The 15391-nt window shown below is 67.2% G+C and carries 9 protein-coding genes; 5 read left to right on the top strand and 4 right to left on the bottom strand.

What is annotated here, in order from left to right; all coding sequences use genetic code 11:
- The first annotated feature begins 591 nt into the window (after positions 1-591).
- Positions 592-1974, top strand: a complete 1383-nt coding sequence (gene chrA, locus RKE25_RS14925) for a chromate efflux transporter (protein WP_311838887.1) — start codon at positions 592-594, stop codon at positions 1972-1974.
- 4 nt (positions 1975-1978) lie between these two features.
- Here the strand turns inward: chrA and RKE25_RS14920 are convergent, their stop codons facing one another.
- Together RKE25_RS14920 and RKE25_RS14915 are read right to left on the bottom strand one after the other, a co-directional pair.
- Positions 1979-2275: a DUF5676 family membrane protein gene (locus tag RKE25_RS14920; RefSeq protein ID WP_311838886.1), complete on the bottom strand. Its 297-nt coding sequence runs from the start codon at positions 2273-2275 to the stop codon at positions 1979-1981.
- A complete protein-coding gene (locus RKE25_RS14915; RefSeq protein WP_311838885.1) occupies positions 2259-2552 on the bottom strand; it encodes a YHS domain-containing protein in 294 nt (97 codons plus the stop codon). Before RKE25_RS14915 ends, RKE25_RS14920 begins: the two co-directional genes overlap by 17 nt.
- 160 nt (positions 2553-2712) lie before the next feature.
- On the opposite strand from RKE25_RS14915, the gene RKE25_RS14910 reads away from it, so the two are divergent.
- Positions 2713-3291: an isochorismatase family cysteine hydrolase gene (locus tag RKE25_RS14910; protein WP_311838884.1), complete on the top strand. Its 579-nt coding sequence runs from the start codon at positions 2713-2715 to the stop codon at positions 3289-3291.
- Here RKE25_RS14910 and RKE25_RS14905 read toward each other — a convergent pair.
- Entirely contained in the window at positions 3260-4072 is an 813-nt protein-coding gene (locus tag RKE25_RS14905) for a glycosyltransferase family 2 protein (protein WP_311838883.1), read from the bottom strand. The two genes, RKE25_RS14910 and RKE25_RS14905, sit on opposite strands and share 32 nt — an antisense overlap.
- 747 nt (positions 4073-4819) lie before the next feature.
- Positions 4820-5599, bottom strand: coding sequence for an IclR family transcriptional regulator (locus tag RKE25_RS14900; RefSeq protein WP_311838882.1), 780 nt, complete (start codon positions 5597-5599; stop codon positions 4820-4822).
- 197 nt (positions 5600-5796) lie between these two features.
- Here RKE25_RS14900 and fucP point away from each other — a divergent pair, with 197 nt between their 5' ends.
- From fucP to RKE25_RS14885, 3 genes are all read left to right on the top strand, one after another.
- A complete protein-coding gene (gene fucP, locus RKE25_RS14895; protein WP_311842402.1) occupies positions 5797-7074 on the top strand; it encodes an L-fucose:H+ symporter permease in 1278 nt (425 codons plus the stop codon).
- A 1-nt stretch (position 7075) separates the two neighbouring features.
- Positions 7076-7423, top strand: coding sequence for an L-rhamnose mutarotase (locus RKE25_RS14890; RefSeq protein WP_311838881.1), 348 nt, complete (start codon positions 7076-7078; stop codon positions 7421-7423).
- A 1518-nt stretch (positions 7424-8941) separates the two neighbouring features.
- Entirely contained in the window at positions 8942-15391 is a 6450-nt protein-coding gene (locus tag RKE25_RS14885) for a YadA-like family protein (protein ID WP_311838880.1), read from the top strand.

Here is a 15391-nt window from a genome sequence, read left to right as displayed (position 1 = left end):
CGGGGGGGAGGGGGCTAGCAAGGGTGGCTGCTGGCGCGGTTTGCTGCGTGGGTTGTTGTTCGTCATTCCAGCGCAGGCCGGAATTCAGTGGCGACACGGCTCGGTTATCGCGAGGTGGTCGCCAGTCTGGTCTCGCCCCGTGCGGGGCGAGGGTTTCGCTCTCCTGCCGGAGAGCGAGTTACTTCTTCTTGCTTGCCCAAGAGGAAGTAACCAAGAAGAAGGGCCCCCTGCGCGGCGCCCTCCGCAGCTTCGCTGCTCCGGGTGCGTTGAGGGCTGGCCGGGCTTTTCGACAGGGCATCCTGCCCTGATCGAAAAGGCGGGGACATCCCTGTCCCCGCCCCGCTTCGCGGGCCTGATCGTCCAGCCCTCACCGCCGCGAAGGGAACCCGGGAGATCAAGAGCGCTACGGAGCGTCGCTTCGCTCGCTCTTGTTTGGTTTTCGCCTCGGTCCATCACTTCTCCTTCTCCCCTCCAGGGAGAAGGCGGGATGAGGGGTGGGGGCTTGCCTCGCCGCAGCTTGTTGCCCCATCAGCGAAAGTCCCCTGCAACGCACATCCGCTATCGTGCACCGACACTCCAAGGATCCCCCACGTGGACCCCACCCCGCCTCCCACCGACGCTCTCCCGTTCCGCGAAGCCATTCGCGTCTGGGCGAAGATCGGACTGCTCAGTTTCGGTGGCCCCGCGGGGCAGATCGCGGTGATGCATAGGGAGTTGGTGGAGAAACGGCGGTGGATCAGCGATGCGCGTTTTCTCCATGCGCTCAACTACTGCATGTTGCTGCCGGGGCCGGAGGCGACGCAGTTGGCGATTTATGTGGGATGGTTGCTGCACCGGACCATCGGCGGCCTGTTGGCGGGGTTGCTGTTCGTCTTGCCGGGGGTGCTTACCATGCTCGCGCTCAGCGTGGTGTATGCGCTGTTCGGCAAGCTGCCGCTGGTGGCGGCGGTGTTCTTCGGGTTGAAGGCGGCGGTGCTGGCGGTGGTGGTCGAGGCCGTGCTGCGCATCGGACGGAAGGCGCTCAAGAACGGGTTGATGGTGGCGGTGGCGGCGGTGGCCTTCGTCGCGATCCGCTTCTTCGCCGTGCCGTTCCCGCTGATCGTCATGGCCGCGGGGTTGTTCGGTTTCGCCGGGCGCTGGTGGTGGCCGCGGTTCTTCCCTGCGAACGCGGATGCGCAGGGCGACGCCGGCTCGTCGTACCTGGTCGACCGGTGGCTGGCGCAGGGGCGGTTGGCCCACGTGCGGCCGTCGGGCACGCGCGCGATGCGTATCGCGGTGGTCGGTATCGTCCTCTGGCTCGCGCCCATCGCGCTGGTGGCGTTCGCGTTCGGCGGCGGCAGCCTGCTGGCGCGGCAAGGCATGTTCTTCGCGCAGACCTCGGTGGTGACGTTCGGCGGCGCGTATGCCGTGCTGGCCTATGTGGCGCAGCGCGCGGTGGAAGGCTTCCACTGGATCACGCCGGGACAGATGCTCGACGGCCTCGCGCTGGCCGAGACCACGCCGGGGCCGCTGATCATGGTGCTGCAGTTCGTCGGTTTTCTCGCCGCGTATCAGCACGAAAGCGCGTTGTCGCCGATGGCGGCCGGCGTGCTCGGCTCGCTGCTCACCACCTGGGTGACGTTCGCGCCGTCCTTCATGTTCATCTTCCTCGGCGCGCCCTACATCGAGGCGCTGCGCGGCAACCGCGCGCTGCACGCGGCGCTGTCGGCGATCACGGCGGCGATCGTGGGCGTGATCCTGAATCTCTCGGTGTGGTTCGCGCTGCACACGCTGTTCGGCTCGGTGTCGCTGTGGCGCCTCGGCCCGCTGGCGCTGGAGATTCCGCGCTGGGACAGCCTGCAGGTGAGTGCGGCGCTGCTGACGGCAGCGGCGCTCGTGGCGATGCTGCACTTTCGCATCGGCATGGCCTGGACGCTGCTGGGCGCGGGAACGGTCGGCGCCGTGCTGCCCTGGATCGCCGGCCACGCCGGTTGAACGGCTACGGCCAGCGGTTGGCGAAATAGTTGTACAGCGGCCCGAACGTCAGCGCGACGAACCAGCCCCACACGAAGCTCTCCGCCAGGCCGAGCCCGAAGCTGCCCCAGTTCAGCTCGCGGAAGCCGGGCAGGAAGATGCCCAGCGCGGTGTGTTCGATCGGCAGGTCGGGAAAGGCATACCAGCCGGCGACGCACAGCAGGTAGGCGATTTCCAGGAACAGACTCAGCGCCATGCCGAGCGCGAACACCGGCAGCGTGCGCGCGGCAGGGGTCTCGTCCGCCTTACGAGAGATAGGCATGGGAATGCGGCTCGCGGGCGAGGAACGAGGCCGGCCGAGTCTCGAAGGCGTGCCTGCACGCGTTCGAGCAAAAGTAGTAAGCCTCGCCGCGATGGATGCAGAAATGCGCCGACGGCATGCCGACCGCGCGGCCGCAGACCGGGTCCACCGCCTTGGTCGGCCCACGCGGCACCAGGGCGCGCTGGCGCCGGGTAGTGCGCGCGCCGACGCCGTAGCCGGACATGAAGACGGCCAGCACCAGCCACACCAGGAAGTACGCGATTTCGCCCGTCTGCATGGCCCACCCCTCCGTCGGCTCATGCAGGGCATGCTAGTCCCCGTCCGCCCCGGCGATTTGACCTGGATCAAGCCGGCCGGCGGTCCGCCGCCTGGCCTCTCCACGCGGCTTTGATCGCCGCGGTGCCAACGTGCGGCCACCGCCAGCCCGTGGAGCCTCCATGGTTCAGCCGCACCGCCAGGCGCTGCTCATCGTCGACGTCTTCAACGACTTTCGCTTCGAAGGCGGTGTCGAGCTGGCCGAGCGTTTCCGGCGGGCGATCCCTTCGATCGCGTTGCTGCGCGAGCACTGCCGCGGCTGGGGCGTGCCGGTGATCTACGTCAACGACAACTTCGACTGCTGGCACGAAGACCTCACCGGAGTGATCGCCTACACGCGCGAAGTGGGCCATCCGGTTTCGCGCGAGGCCGCCGATGCGTTGATGCCCTCGCACCAGGACGTGCGCCTGCTCAAGTCGCGTCATTCCGCGTTCTATCGCACCCAGCTGCCGGCGCTACTGGAGCATCTGCTGACGGAAGAGCTGATCCTCGCCGGCATCGCGGGCGACGCCTGCGTGCTCAGCACGGCCATGGACGCCCACGTGCACGGCTACAAGGTGGTGGTGGCCCGCGACGCCATCGCCAGCCAGACGGATGCGCGCAACCGCCGCGCGCTGGAGCATCTGGGCGAAGCGCTGGGTGTCGCCACGCCCAGCGTCGGGGAGCTGGTCAACCGTGGCCCGCGCGAAGGTCGGCGCTGAGCGGGCCATCCTCCATGTGCATGTGGACGCGATGGTGCTCCACGCACGGCAGGCGCTCCTTGGCCAGGCGGTAGCTTTCCCGCAGGTGCCCGTGGCGCAGCAGGTGGCTCGAGGTACTCCAGGTGATGCGGGCGACGTCCAGCAGCGGGCGGAAATAACTGCGCCGGAATTGCGCGCCGTAGCGCGCGGGAATCGGCACCGAGACCACGTCGGTGCCGAGTTCGCGGCAGGCGCGGATCAGCAGCGATGCCTCGTAGGCGAAACCATTGGTCGCGGTGTCGGCCAAAGCCATGACCGACGCCGGATACCAGCGCTGGCCGCTCTGCGTGTCCGCGATGCCGCGCGCGCAGGCCCAGGAAATGCCCCAGTCGGCGACGCGGTTGGCGAGGTGCCGCGCACGGGGCTGGCGCTCGGTATCGAGCAGGCGTGCACCAATCACCAGGGCACCCGGATGGCGTCGCGCCGCCGCGAGCATGTACGGCACGTCGGCCACCTGGTGCTGGCCATCACCGTCCATGGTCAGCACGGCTTCGAACCCGGCTTTGCGGGCCGCGCGCAGGCCGGTGCGCAGGGCTTCGCCCTTGCCGCGGCGCTCGTCGTGGCGGAGCAGCGTGACGCCGTGATGGCGCGCGATGATCTTGGGCGTGGCATCGGTCGAGCCGTCGTCCACCACATAGACCGGCACGCCGAGGCGACTGGCGTCCGCGAGCACGCCGCCGATGGCGCGTTCCTCGTTGTGGCAGGGGATCACGATGCACCAGCGCGGAAGGGATACGGGCATGGCATGCTCCTGGACGACGGCGCCTGGACGGCTCGCAGGCGGTCCAGTGTCGGTGGGCGCGGCGTGGGCCGATGTGAAGAATGCATGCTTTCGTTCGTTAACGGCCGGCTCGGCTTCGCGAACGCCGGAGCGCGCCGCGCGCTGAATTTTTTATCCGCCCGGGAAGTTTTTACAGCTTCGCGCCCGCCGGAACGAACACGCCGCCACTCGCCATGCCCGCGGCTGCATGGCATCGCGGTTGCATGAACCACGCCGGGCGCGGTCGCGCCCCGCTCGTCACCACGTCCCCGAAAATGCAGGAGAAGCGCAGGCCGTGGTACCGCACTTCTCCCTCCGGGCGACCCGAAGGTAGTCCCCGTGGGAGAGAAGGCGGGATGAGGGGCGGGTGCTCGCGGGAACGTAGCTAGAGCGGTAGCGCATGCTTGGGTTGGCTGGAGTGAAGCGCAAGCCATCGACGAAGCGAGGCCAGGAAGGTGTGATGCCGGAGCGCTGCGAGCGCCCCATGTCATCTATCGAACTCACGCTCGCGTGAGGAACGACGCCACGTCTCGCTCCGTAGGACCCCTCACCCCAACCCTCTCCCCGGAGAGGAAGGGAGAAAAGCAGCGGTGCTATCGCAGGCAACGCCAAGCCCACGGCCACGCCCCCATCCTCTCCGCTTCGACGCACCGACGGGGACGCAACGCAACCTCAGTTGAGCCCATCGACCCACCGTGGCCAGATGGCGAAAACGCCCACTGCTTTGTATCAATCCGCCCGCGACGGCCCGCCATACTGCAGTGTGTCCGAGATATCCCTCGCCGCTTCGCGCAGATGCTCCAGCGTGTGCTTCTCGTCCACCGCCGACGCGCGACGCTCGATGAAAGGAACGGTCAACGCACATACGGCGCTGCCGTGTTGCATGACGGGGGCGGAGAGGTCGGTGACGCCGTCGACGATATGGCTGGCGGCGGTGGCGTAGCCGCGGGTGCGGACCTGGGTGGCGAGTTTGAGGAGTTTCTTGCGGTCCAGTTCCGGTTCGTGCGCGGCGATGGTGTCCATCCACAGATCGCGCACGTCGTCGGTCTGGAACGCCAGCAGCACGTGGCCGGAGGTGGCCTGGGACATCGGGCGGCGGTGGCCGACGCGGACCACCAGGCCGATCTCGCCGGGCGGGTCGATGCGGGCGATCACCACGATCTGCTCGCGCGAGGGCACCACCAGGTGGCAGGACTGGTCCACCGCGTGGGCGAGGCGGTGCATGATCGGCAGGGCGGCTTCCACGGCGCTCTTCAGCGGAGGCTGCTCCATGCCCAGACGGAACAGGCGAGGGGTGATCAGGTAGCCCGAGTCGCCCTCGCCGCGCATGATGTAGTCGCGTTCCTCCAGTACCTGCAGCATGCGGAAAATCTCGCCGCGGGAGCGGCCGACGCCTTCCGAGACCTCCGCGATGCTCAGCGGGGTGGGCGAGGCGGCGAGCAGTTCAAGGATGTCCAGGCCTTTATCCAGCGCGGGCGCGCGATACTTGGGTGCGGTCTTCTTGGGCATGTGCGTGGATCCCCTCCTAGGCAGGCAAGCTTGCCTCAGCGGGCGGGTCGGTGCCACGCGGAAGCCGGGGTTGTTGCGTTGCATCTTGTATGCAGGTGAACTTGCAGTTCATATTTGCACATCGCGTCGTATCTGTCCCGACGGGGACGCAGTTTGCGGGGTAGGCGGTTTTGGACACGACAACGGCAACGCCGCCGGTGGCGGCGGCTTCTTCCTCGCAGGCCGGCGCCTCGCGGCATTCGCCGCTCCCGCTGATCCTGATCGTCAGCCTGTTCTTCCTGTGGGGCGTGGCGAACAACCTCAACGACGTGCTGATCCCGCAGTTCAAGAAGGCGTTCGTGCTGAACGACTTCCAGGCGGGCCTGGTCCAGAGCGCGTTCTACCTCGGCTACTTCCTGGTGGCGATGCCGGCCGGCATCTATATGCGGCGCTTCGGCTACAAGAGCGCGGTGGTGTTCGGGCTGGCGCTGTACGGCCTGGGCGCCTTGCTGTTCTGGCCGGCGGCGCAGCTGGGCACCTACGGGTTCTTTCTGTGCGCGCTGTTCGTGATCGCCAGCGGGCTGGCCTTCCTCGAAACCTCTGCCAACCCGTTCGTGACTTTGCTGGGGCCGCGCGAAACGGCGGCGAGGCGGTTGAATCTCGCGCAAGCCTTCAACCCGCTGGGTTCGATCGCCGGCATCCTGATCGGCCAGCACTTCATCTTCTCCGGCGTGGAGCACACGCCCGAGCAGCTCGCCGCGCTGAGCGCGGCGGAGCGCGCCGCGTTCGTTTCGCAGGAGACGGCGGCGGTGCAGATGCCCTATCTCACGATCGGCCTGATCGTGCTGGGCTGGGGCCTGCTGATCCTGCTGACGCGCTTTCCCGCCGTGCATGCGACGGAAGAGGGCGGCGGCGCGCACGATCGCGGCGTGCTCGGCCGGCTGCTGCGCGATCGCCGCTTCCTTGCCACCATGGCCGCGCAGTTCTTCTACGTAGGCGCGCAGGTGGGCGTGTGGAGTTACCTGATCCGCTACGTGCAGGCCACCATGCCCGGCACGCCGGCCAAGCTGGCCGCCAACTACATGCTGGTGTCGCTCGCCCTGTTCATGGCCGGCCGCTTCGCTGGCGGCGCGCTGATGCGTTACGTCGCGCCGCGCCGACTGCTGGCGGCGTTCGCTGCATTGAACATCGCCCTTACGGTGTTCGCCGTGCTGTGGCCGGGCGCCGCGGGCGCTTGTGCGCTGGTGGCGTGCAGCTTCTTCATGTCGGTGATGTATCCGACCATCTTCGCCCTGGGTGTGGAAGGCCGCGGCGACGACGAGCGCAAGCTCGGCTCCGCGCTGCTGGTGATGACCATCATCGGCGGCGCGGTGCTCACCGCCTGCATGGGCGCGGTGTCCGACGCGCTGGGCATCGCGCGGGCCATGCTGGTGCCGGTGGCGAGCTTCGTGGTGATCTTCCTTTTCGCGCGCCTGCGTGCGCCGACGGAGCGTTGAGATGGCGCGCCTCTACTTCGCGCTCGATCTGAAGGACGATCCGGCGCTGATCGCCGAATACGAACGCTGGCATGCGCCGGAGCAGATCTGGCCGGAGATCGTGGCCTCCATCCGGAATGCAGGCATCCGCGAGTTGGAGATCTTCCGCACGGGCAACCGCCTGGTGCTGGCGATGGACGTGCCGGACGACTTCGACGGCGCCGCGAAGGCGGCGGCGGATGCTGCCAACCCGCGCGTGCAGGCCTGGGAGGCCTTGATGGATACGTTCCAGCAGCGGCTTCCATGGGCGGCACCCGGGCAAAAATGGGTGCCGATGAAGCGCATCTTCGCGCTGGGAGAGTGTGCGTGAGGTGCTGGCTCGGTCGCTGAGGCGGCCGGGTCGTGCGCACGTTGGATGCTTTTCTCTCTCTTTATCTTCTTCTCTCCTTCTATATCGCTTTATTTCATTCTTTCTCATCGATACCTGCGGGTATCGCAAGAAGAAGTGTGGTCGAAAGGTGGCTTCCATGCAGACGATGCGAATGATTTCGCTCATACATTTAGACGTCTAAACGAAAAATGGTCGGCACACTTTCGTTGCGCATGCAGAGCGCAAGTCATCCTGGACAGGACGCAAGCGATCGTCTGCAATGCGATGCACGAAAATTGAGTGATCCACATCTCAAGTTTGTATGACGAAGCTTCTCGCTTTCGAAAAACTTGCATAACCTCACGATCGCGTCGGTGGATTTCCCACATCGAATCATTCACCGATGCCAACCGGTCGTTGCGTTTCGCGCCTGTCCTTCCTGGAAGGTGCGCGGGATCGCGCGACTCAACAGCGGGGTGCTACAGGGGCATTCGGTAACAGCGTTCGCAGCACGTATCGGGCAGCGGTATCCGACGCGAGGGCGTGTCCTGGCGTCACGGTCGCTTGTTGCCGGACGAAACGCGACGCCGTACGCCGCGGCCTTTGGCATCACGCGGGAGAGTGGAGCTTGGGCAAGTGTCGCGCGCCTAAACCGAGCCGATGGCAACCGCGGGTTTCGCGCAGACGCGGTGGCGAGGTTGCGCGCGCGCGCGTGGATCGCTCGTGCAAGTGCTTCTTCGCGCGCGTGTCCGTTTCTTCGCTTGGATCAGTCGCGACAACATCTCTTGGCGTGGCGCGCGTCGTCGATACGCGGGCGAACGGGACTGCGCCGTGCTCCACGGCTGCTCTCACGCACACTCGATTGCGACAAATCGCAATCCGATATAGCGAATATCGCAACGACGAAGTATCTTGCGGTTCATCGATAGTTGCCGCCCAATCGGGCTCGCCTTCTTTGGTCTCTCCTCACTGCTCTCCGGACATCCGCGCGTCGCGGGTGCGGACCGGCACGCGAGCGCGCGGCAAACATCGCTATCGATCGGCCGGCACTGGTTCATGCATCACGCCTCTCGCGCAGCAACGACGCGCGCAGCGGGGCGACGATGGAAACGAATGGAAAGGGGCGGACTTCCCAGGAAGGGAAGTGGCATGCGCAAGGGACACGTATCCATCCGATGGACGCAACAGGAGTAATCGACAATGACGTTGGCCGAGCCTAAGCGACCCCAGCGCCCGCCGATCCAGGGGATTCCCGACCGACTATGACGCGGCCCGAGCCGCATCCGTGCTGACGAACGCCTGACCCGGGCCATGCCCCGGGGCGTCGTCGCCGTGACGTTCGCGATCGGCGCGAACGCCTGAGTACACGGGCCGCGGAAACAAGACCGAGCACGCGCGCCGCACGCGCCGACAGCGTGGAACCGCTTTGAGGTTCCGCGCCAGGGGGTTTTGCGCGCCCGCGCCGCCGGCTCCGCGTGCCTTTTCGAATTGCACCTGCCCCACGCAGAGGAGATCGTCATGAACAAGATTTACGGCAAGGTCTGGAACCGCGCGCTGCAGCAGCTCGTGGTGGTGTCGGAGCTGGCGACGAGCCAGCCCGGCGGAAGCGCGCAGGGTGCCGTGCGCCATCGGTCGCGGCGCGGCGTGGGGGCGGGCCTTTTCCTGGGACTGGCGGCCTTCGGCGGCGCGGCGTGGGTATTGCCGGCGCATGCGCAATCGGTGGATTGCACCAGTACCAGTACCAGTTTCAACAGCACAGCCTCGTGCCTGGGCTACGCGGCCAAGGCCAGCGGCGTGGGCGCGACGGCGCTCGGTTCGCTGGCCACGACCGACGTGCTCGGCGGCGTGGCCGTCGGCTATTCATCCCATTCGGCGGGGCAGAACAGTATCTCGATGGGCTTCGGGGCCTATTCGACGGGTGTCAATTCCGTCTATCTCGGTGCGCGCTCGGGAGCGGGCACCGGTGCGCTTGCGAACAGCGCCATCGCTATCGGCCAAGATGTCACCGCGTCGGGAAGCAGCGCCGTCGCCATTGGCACCACATCGAAAGCTGTTGGCGGCAACGGCATAGCGATGGGGGCGTCCAGTTCCGTCGATGCCAATTCCGGCAACAGTGTGGCGATCGGTCCATCGGCTAGTGCGACCGGCGCCATCAATGCCGTTGCCCTTGGTTCGGGCGCCGCGGCAAGCACGGGCCAAGCCACTGCGCTGGGCGCATTCAGCAAAGCCTCGGCTGACGGTGCAACGGCGGTCGGGCTGTCATCGCAAAGCACCGCCACTCATGCGACCGCCGCTGGCTGGCAAGCTTATGCAACCGCGCTCAACGCGATTTATCTCGGCGCACGCACCGTGGGCACTGGCGCCTCGGCCGAATCGGCCATCGCCATCGGTACGGACGTGAGCGTGTCGGGCCAGTATTCGATCGGCATGGGCCTCCAGTCGGCGGTGAGCGGTGTCAATGCCGTAGCGATTGGCTACCTGACCAATGCGAGCGGGCAAGGGGCGGTCGTCTTGGGCTCGGGAGCCAACGGATCGGCCCTGAATGCGATAGCGCAAGGTGCAGGAGCAGTCGCCTCCGGCACCAATTCGATCTATATCGGTGCGCGCACGGCTACGGGTACGGGCGCCACCGGAGGGAGTGCGGTGGCGATGGGCACCGACGTGACCTCCACCGGTGCAGGTTCGATTGCCGTCGGTGTCCAATCCCTTGCCAACAAGGATTTCGCCGTGGGCCTGGGCGTGCGAGCCAGTGCCACCGGCATAGGCTCCACCGCGATCGGCGCAAATACCACGGCGGGTGCGAGCGCTAGCGGCGATAACTCCATCGCCATGGGTGGGCAATCTTCCGCTTCCGCCGCCAACGCGGTCGCCATCGGTTTATCCACTGTCGCCAGCTCGGCCGATGCAGTGGCGATCGGTAACGGCTCGTCCGCCACGGGCGGCAAGGCGGTGGCGGTCGGTTCCGGCAACGTCGCCAGCGGCAATGGTGCGGTGGCGATCGGCGATCCGAACACCGCGACGGGCAACGGTGCGATCGCCAGCGGCCTGGACAACACGGCCACCGGCAACGGCTCGGTCGCGATGGGCAATACCAACATGGTCGGCGGCGGCGGGCAGGCGGTGAGCACGCCGGGTACCGCGGCCCAGGGCGCGGTCGGCATCGGTTACCAGAACACCGTGGTCGGGCAGGGCAGCGTCGCCATCGGCAGCACGAGCAAGGCGCTGGCCGCGGGCGCCGTGGCATTCGGCGATACGGCGGTGGCCAACACCAACCAGAGCATCGCGATCGGCACCAGTTCGAGCGCCACCGGCGGGAGCGCCATCGCCATCGGCCGGATCAGCACCGCGAACGGGACGAATGCGGTGGCCCTGGGGGCCGGCGCCGGCGCGAACGCCAACAGCACGCTGGCGCTCGGAAACTCGGCAGCCGCCAACAATGTCGGCGACGTGGCGCTGGGCAATGGATCCACCACCGCTGCCGCGGTCGGTACTGCCAACTACACAATCGCCGGCACCACCTACAACTTTGCCGGCACCACCCCGACCAGCACCTTGAGCATCGGTACCACCACCAACCAGCGCACCATCACCAATGTCGCCGCCGGTCGCATCAGCGGGAGCAGCACGGATGCGATCAATGGCTCGCAGCTTTATGCGGTAACGCAGGCGATCAATGCCGTCGCGTCGTCTGCCTCGCCGGTGCATTACTACAGCGTCAATGACAACGGCGTGCAGGGCGGTAACTACCTCAACCGGGGTGCCAGCGGGGTCAATGCACTCGCCGCCGGTGTGAATGCCGTGGGTTCAGGCGCGTCGTCGGTGGCGGTCGGCAGCTCGGCCGTGGCGAGCAATGAATCCTCAGTCGCGGTCGGCGCGAGTACCAACGCAGCGGGCAGGTTGTCAGTAGCTGTCGGCCTGCAAGCCGCGGTCACCGACAACGAAGGAGTTGCCATTGGCTACATATCATCGGCGACGCTTGGCGGCGTGGCCATCGGCTCTCGGGCGGTGGCGAGCGCACAGAACGCCACCGCTCTGGGCTTCAGTGCCGAATCGAGCGGGTTGAGCTCGCTCGCGGTCGGGCCTTCTTCTAAGGCAAATAGTGACCTCAGTGCTGCAGTGGGTCCGGGCAACAGCGCCACGGGAGTGCGGGCGATAGCGGTAGGCGCGCAATCGGTAGCGAACGGAACGGCGGCGACGGTCTTGGGTGCTCAGGCTAACGCGACAGGCGACAACGCGCTGGCGATCGGAACGACAGCCAAAGCAAATGGAGCCAGCGCGACGGCTATCGGCAATGCATCGCAAGCGCTGGCAGCGTCCACCGTAGCGCTGGGTGATACCAATACGGTGGCGGCCGCGGCCGGGACGGGCTCCATCGCCGGCGGCCACAACTCGCAGGTGCTCGGCGGCACCGGCGCGGTAGCGCTGGGCGAAAGCCAGACCGTCAACGGCAACGGTGCGGTGGCGATCGGCGATCCGAACTCGGCCATCGGCAACGGCGCCGTGACAGTCGGTGCAAACAACACCTCCAACGGCGACGGCGCCGTGGCGATCGGCAACGGCAACAACGCGCAGGGCACCGGCTCCATCGCCTTGGGCAACGCCAGCGCCGCGCAGGCGGCCGGTGGCGTGGCGTTCGGCAATGGGGCAGTTGCTACCAATGCCAACGACGTGGCGCTGGGTTCGGGCTCCACCACCACCACGGCCGTGGGTACGGCGAGCTACACCATCGCCGGCACCACCTACAACTTCGCCGGCACCACGCCGGCCAGCACGGTGAGCGTGGGCGCGAGTGGCGCCGAGCGCACGATCACCAATGTCGCGGCGGGTCGCATCAGCAACAGCAGCACCGATGCGATCAATGGTTCGCAGCTGTGGGCCACTAACCAGGCGGTGGACAACCTCAGCAACGTGGTGGCGGCAGGTGCCACGCATTACTACAGCGTCAACGACGGCGGCACGCAGGGCGGCAACTACGCCAACAACGGCGCGACCGGCCTCAATGCGCTGGCCGCGGGCGTGGGTTCCACCGCGACGGCCGACAACAGCACGGCGCTGGGCCAGGGCACGGGCGTGTCGGTGCTGGGCGGCGTAGCGCTGGGTTCGGGCGCGGTATCCGATCGTGCGATCGCGCCGGCTTCCGGCTCGATCATCGTCGGCACCAACGTGATTCCGTACAACACCACGGACCGTAATCTGCTCGGCGCGGTGTCGGTGGGCAACACCACCGACTTCCGCCAGATCACCAACCTGGCCGACGGCACGCAGGACCAGGACGCGGTGAGCCTGCGCCAGTTGAAGGGCGCGATGAGTTCGTTCTCGGTGACGCCGATCAAGTACTTCCACGCCAACTCCGCCGCGTCCGACTCGGCGGCGATCGGCGCGGAGTCGGTCGCCATCGGTCCGCAGACCACGGTGAACGGCGACAACGGCATCGGCATGGGCAACGGGGCGATCGTGCAGCAGACCGCGCCGGGCGGTACGGCGATCGGCCAGAACGCCACGGTAAACCTGGCCGATGGCGTGGCGCTGGGTACGAACTCGGTGTCCAACGGCATCCAGGCGATGGCGCTGGGCGCGGGCTCGCAGGCGGCCTTCGCCGGCAGCGTCGCGCTGGGTGCGGGTTCGGTCACGGATGCGGCCGTAGGCACTGCCAACACCGTGATCAACGGCCAGACCTATGCCTTCGCCGGCACCACGCCAGGCAGCACGATCAGCGTGGGCGCGGTGGGTGCGGAGCGCACCATCACCAATGTGGCGGCGGGCCGTATCAGCGGGAGCAGTACGGATGCCATCAACGGATCGCAGCTGTTCCAGACCAACCAGGCGATCGGCACGGTCGGCACCAGCGTGACCAACCTCGGCAACACGGTCACCAACCTGGGCAACTCCATCGCCAACAGCTACGGCGGCAACACCACCTACGATCCGACCACCGGCACCTTGAACACCAGCATCACCTACGGCGGCAACACGTACAGCTCGCTGCAGCAGGTGTTCAACCAGATCGACACCGGCGGCATCAAGTACTTCCACGCCAACTCAAACCTGGCCGATTCGCTGCCGAACGGCTTGAACAGCGTGGCGATCGGCCCGGTGTCGACGGCCAACACCGAGAACGCGGTCTCGATCGGCAACGGCGCGACCGCCGGTGCCAACGTGGGTGACGTGGCCCTGGGTGCGGGCAGCACCACCGGCACGGTGGTGCAGACCGGCAGCGGCACCATCGCCGGCAATACCTACACCTATGCCGGCGCGACGCCGACCAGCACGGTGAGCGTGGGCGCGGTCGGGACCGAGCGCACGGTCACCAACGTGGCGGCGGGCCAAGTGAACGGCAACAGCACGGATGCGATCAACGGCAGCCAGCTGTACGCCACCAACCAGGCGATCGATACGCTCAACAACACGGTGATCGCCAACGCCATCCACTACTACAGCGTCAACGATGGCGGCACGCAGGGCGGCAATTACGCCAACAACGGCGCGACTGGTGCGAATGCGTTGGCTGCCGGTGTGGGCGCGAGCGCGACGGCCGACTCCGCCACGGCGCTGGGCCAGAACACCGGCGTCTCGGTGCTCGGTGGCGTGGCCTTAGGCTCAGGTGCGGTATCCGACCGCGCGATCGCACCGGCCTCCGGCTCGATCCTCGTCGGCACCAATGTCGTGCCGTACAACACCACCGACCGCAACCTGCTCGGCGCAGTCTCGGTGGGCAACGCCACCGACTTCCGCCAGATCACCAACGTGGCGGACGGCACGCTGGATCAGGACGCGGTGACCCTGCGCCAGTTGAAGGGGGCGATGGCCTCGTTCTCGGTCACGCCCATCAAGTACTTCCACGCCAACTCCACCGCGTCCGATTCGGCCGCGATCGGTGCGGAATCCGTGGCGGTCGGTCCCAAGACCACCGTAAATGGCGACAACGGCATTGGCATGGGCAACGGCGCGATCGTGCAGCAGACCGCGCCGGGCGGTACGGCCATCGGGCAGAACGCCACCGTCAACCTGGCCGACGGTGTGGCGTTGGGCACCAATGCCACCTCCAACGGCATCCAGGCGATGGCGCTGGGCGCGGGCACGGAGGCGGCGTATGCCGGCAGCGTGGCGCTGGGCGCGGGTTCGAAGACGGACGCGGCGGTGGGCACGGCCAGTGCGACGCTGGCAGGCACCACGTACAACTTCGCCGGCACGACGCCGGGCTCGACGGTGAGCGTGGGTGCGCTTGGCGCGGAGCGGACGTTGACCAACGTCGCGGCGGGCCGCATCAGCGGCAGCAGCACGGATGCGATCAACGGCTCGCAGTTGTATGCCACCAACCAGACGCTGCAGCAGCTGTACACCAGCCTGGAGAACCTCACCAACACGGTGAACAACATGCCGACCGGCGGTGGCGGCACGGTCAACAACAACCCCACGTACCAGACCAGCGTGGACAACAGTACGCACGCTTCGGCCACCGGCAACAACTCGACGGCGGTCGGCGCGGGCTCCACCGCCACGGGTGACAACAGCGTGGCGATCGGCGCGAACTCGGTGGCCAATACCGCCAATAGCGTGTCGGTGGGTTCGGTGGGCAACGAGCGCACCGTCACCAACGTGGCGGCCGGCACCAAGGCGACCGACGCGGTGAACGTCGGCCAGCTCAACGAGGCCATCGAAAGCGCCAAGAACTGGTCGAAGGACTACGTCGACCAGCGCTTCCAGACGGTGGACCGCGACCTCAACCGCATCGGCAATCGCGCCAACGCGGGCATCGCCTCGGCGATGGCGATGGCGAGTCTGCCGCAGGCATATCAGCCGAACCAGAGCTCGGCGGCGGTGGCGCTGGGTACCTTCCACGGCGAAAGCGGTATCGCGGTCGGCGTGTCCACCATCACCGAGAGCGGTCGCTACGTGTTCAAGCTCAACGCCACCACCAACTCGCGCGGCGATGCCGGCGCGGGCGTCGGTGCGGGCGTGGTGTGGTGA

The organism is Dyella sp. BiH032, from assembly GCF_031954525.1.
Taxonomy (GTDB): Bacteria; Pseudomonadota; Gammaproteobacteria; order Xanthomonadales; family Rhodanobacteraceae; genus Dyella_D.
Note: the sequence above shows the minus strand (reverse complement) of the source record. Positions and strands in the feature narration are given on the sequence as shown.

Coding starts and splice junctions, on each gene's coding strand:
- RKE25_RS14890 (WP_311838881.1), top strand. CDS start 7,076: ATGGCGCGCCTCTACTTCGCGCTCGATCTGAAGGACGATCCGGCGCTG.
- RKE25_RS14905 (WP_311838883.1), bottom strand. CDS start 4,072: ATGCCCGTATCCCTTCCGCGCTGGTGCATCGTGATCCCCTGCCACAAC.
- RKE25_RS14920 (WP_311838886.1), bottom strand. CDS start 2,275: ATGCCTATCTCTCGTAAGGCGGACGAGACCCCTGCCGCGCGCACGCTG.
- RKE25_RS14910 (WP_311838884.1), top strand. CDS start 2,713: ATGGTTCAGCCGCACCGCCAGGCGCTGCTCATCGTCGACGTCTTCAAC.
- RKE25_RS14915 (WP_311838885.1), bottom strand. CDS start 2,552: ATGCAGACGGGCGAAATCGCGTACTTCCTGGTGTGGCTGGTGCTGGCC.
- RKE25_RS14900 (WP_311838882.1), bottom strand. CDS start 5,599: ATGCCCAAGAAGACCGCACCCAAGTATCGCGCGCCCGCGCTGGATAAA.
- RKE25_RS14885 (WP_311838880.1), top strand. CDS start 8,942: ATGAACAAGATTTACGGCAAGGTCTGGAACCGCGCGCTGCAGCAGCTC.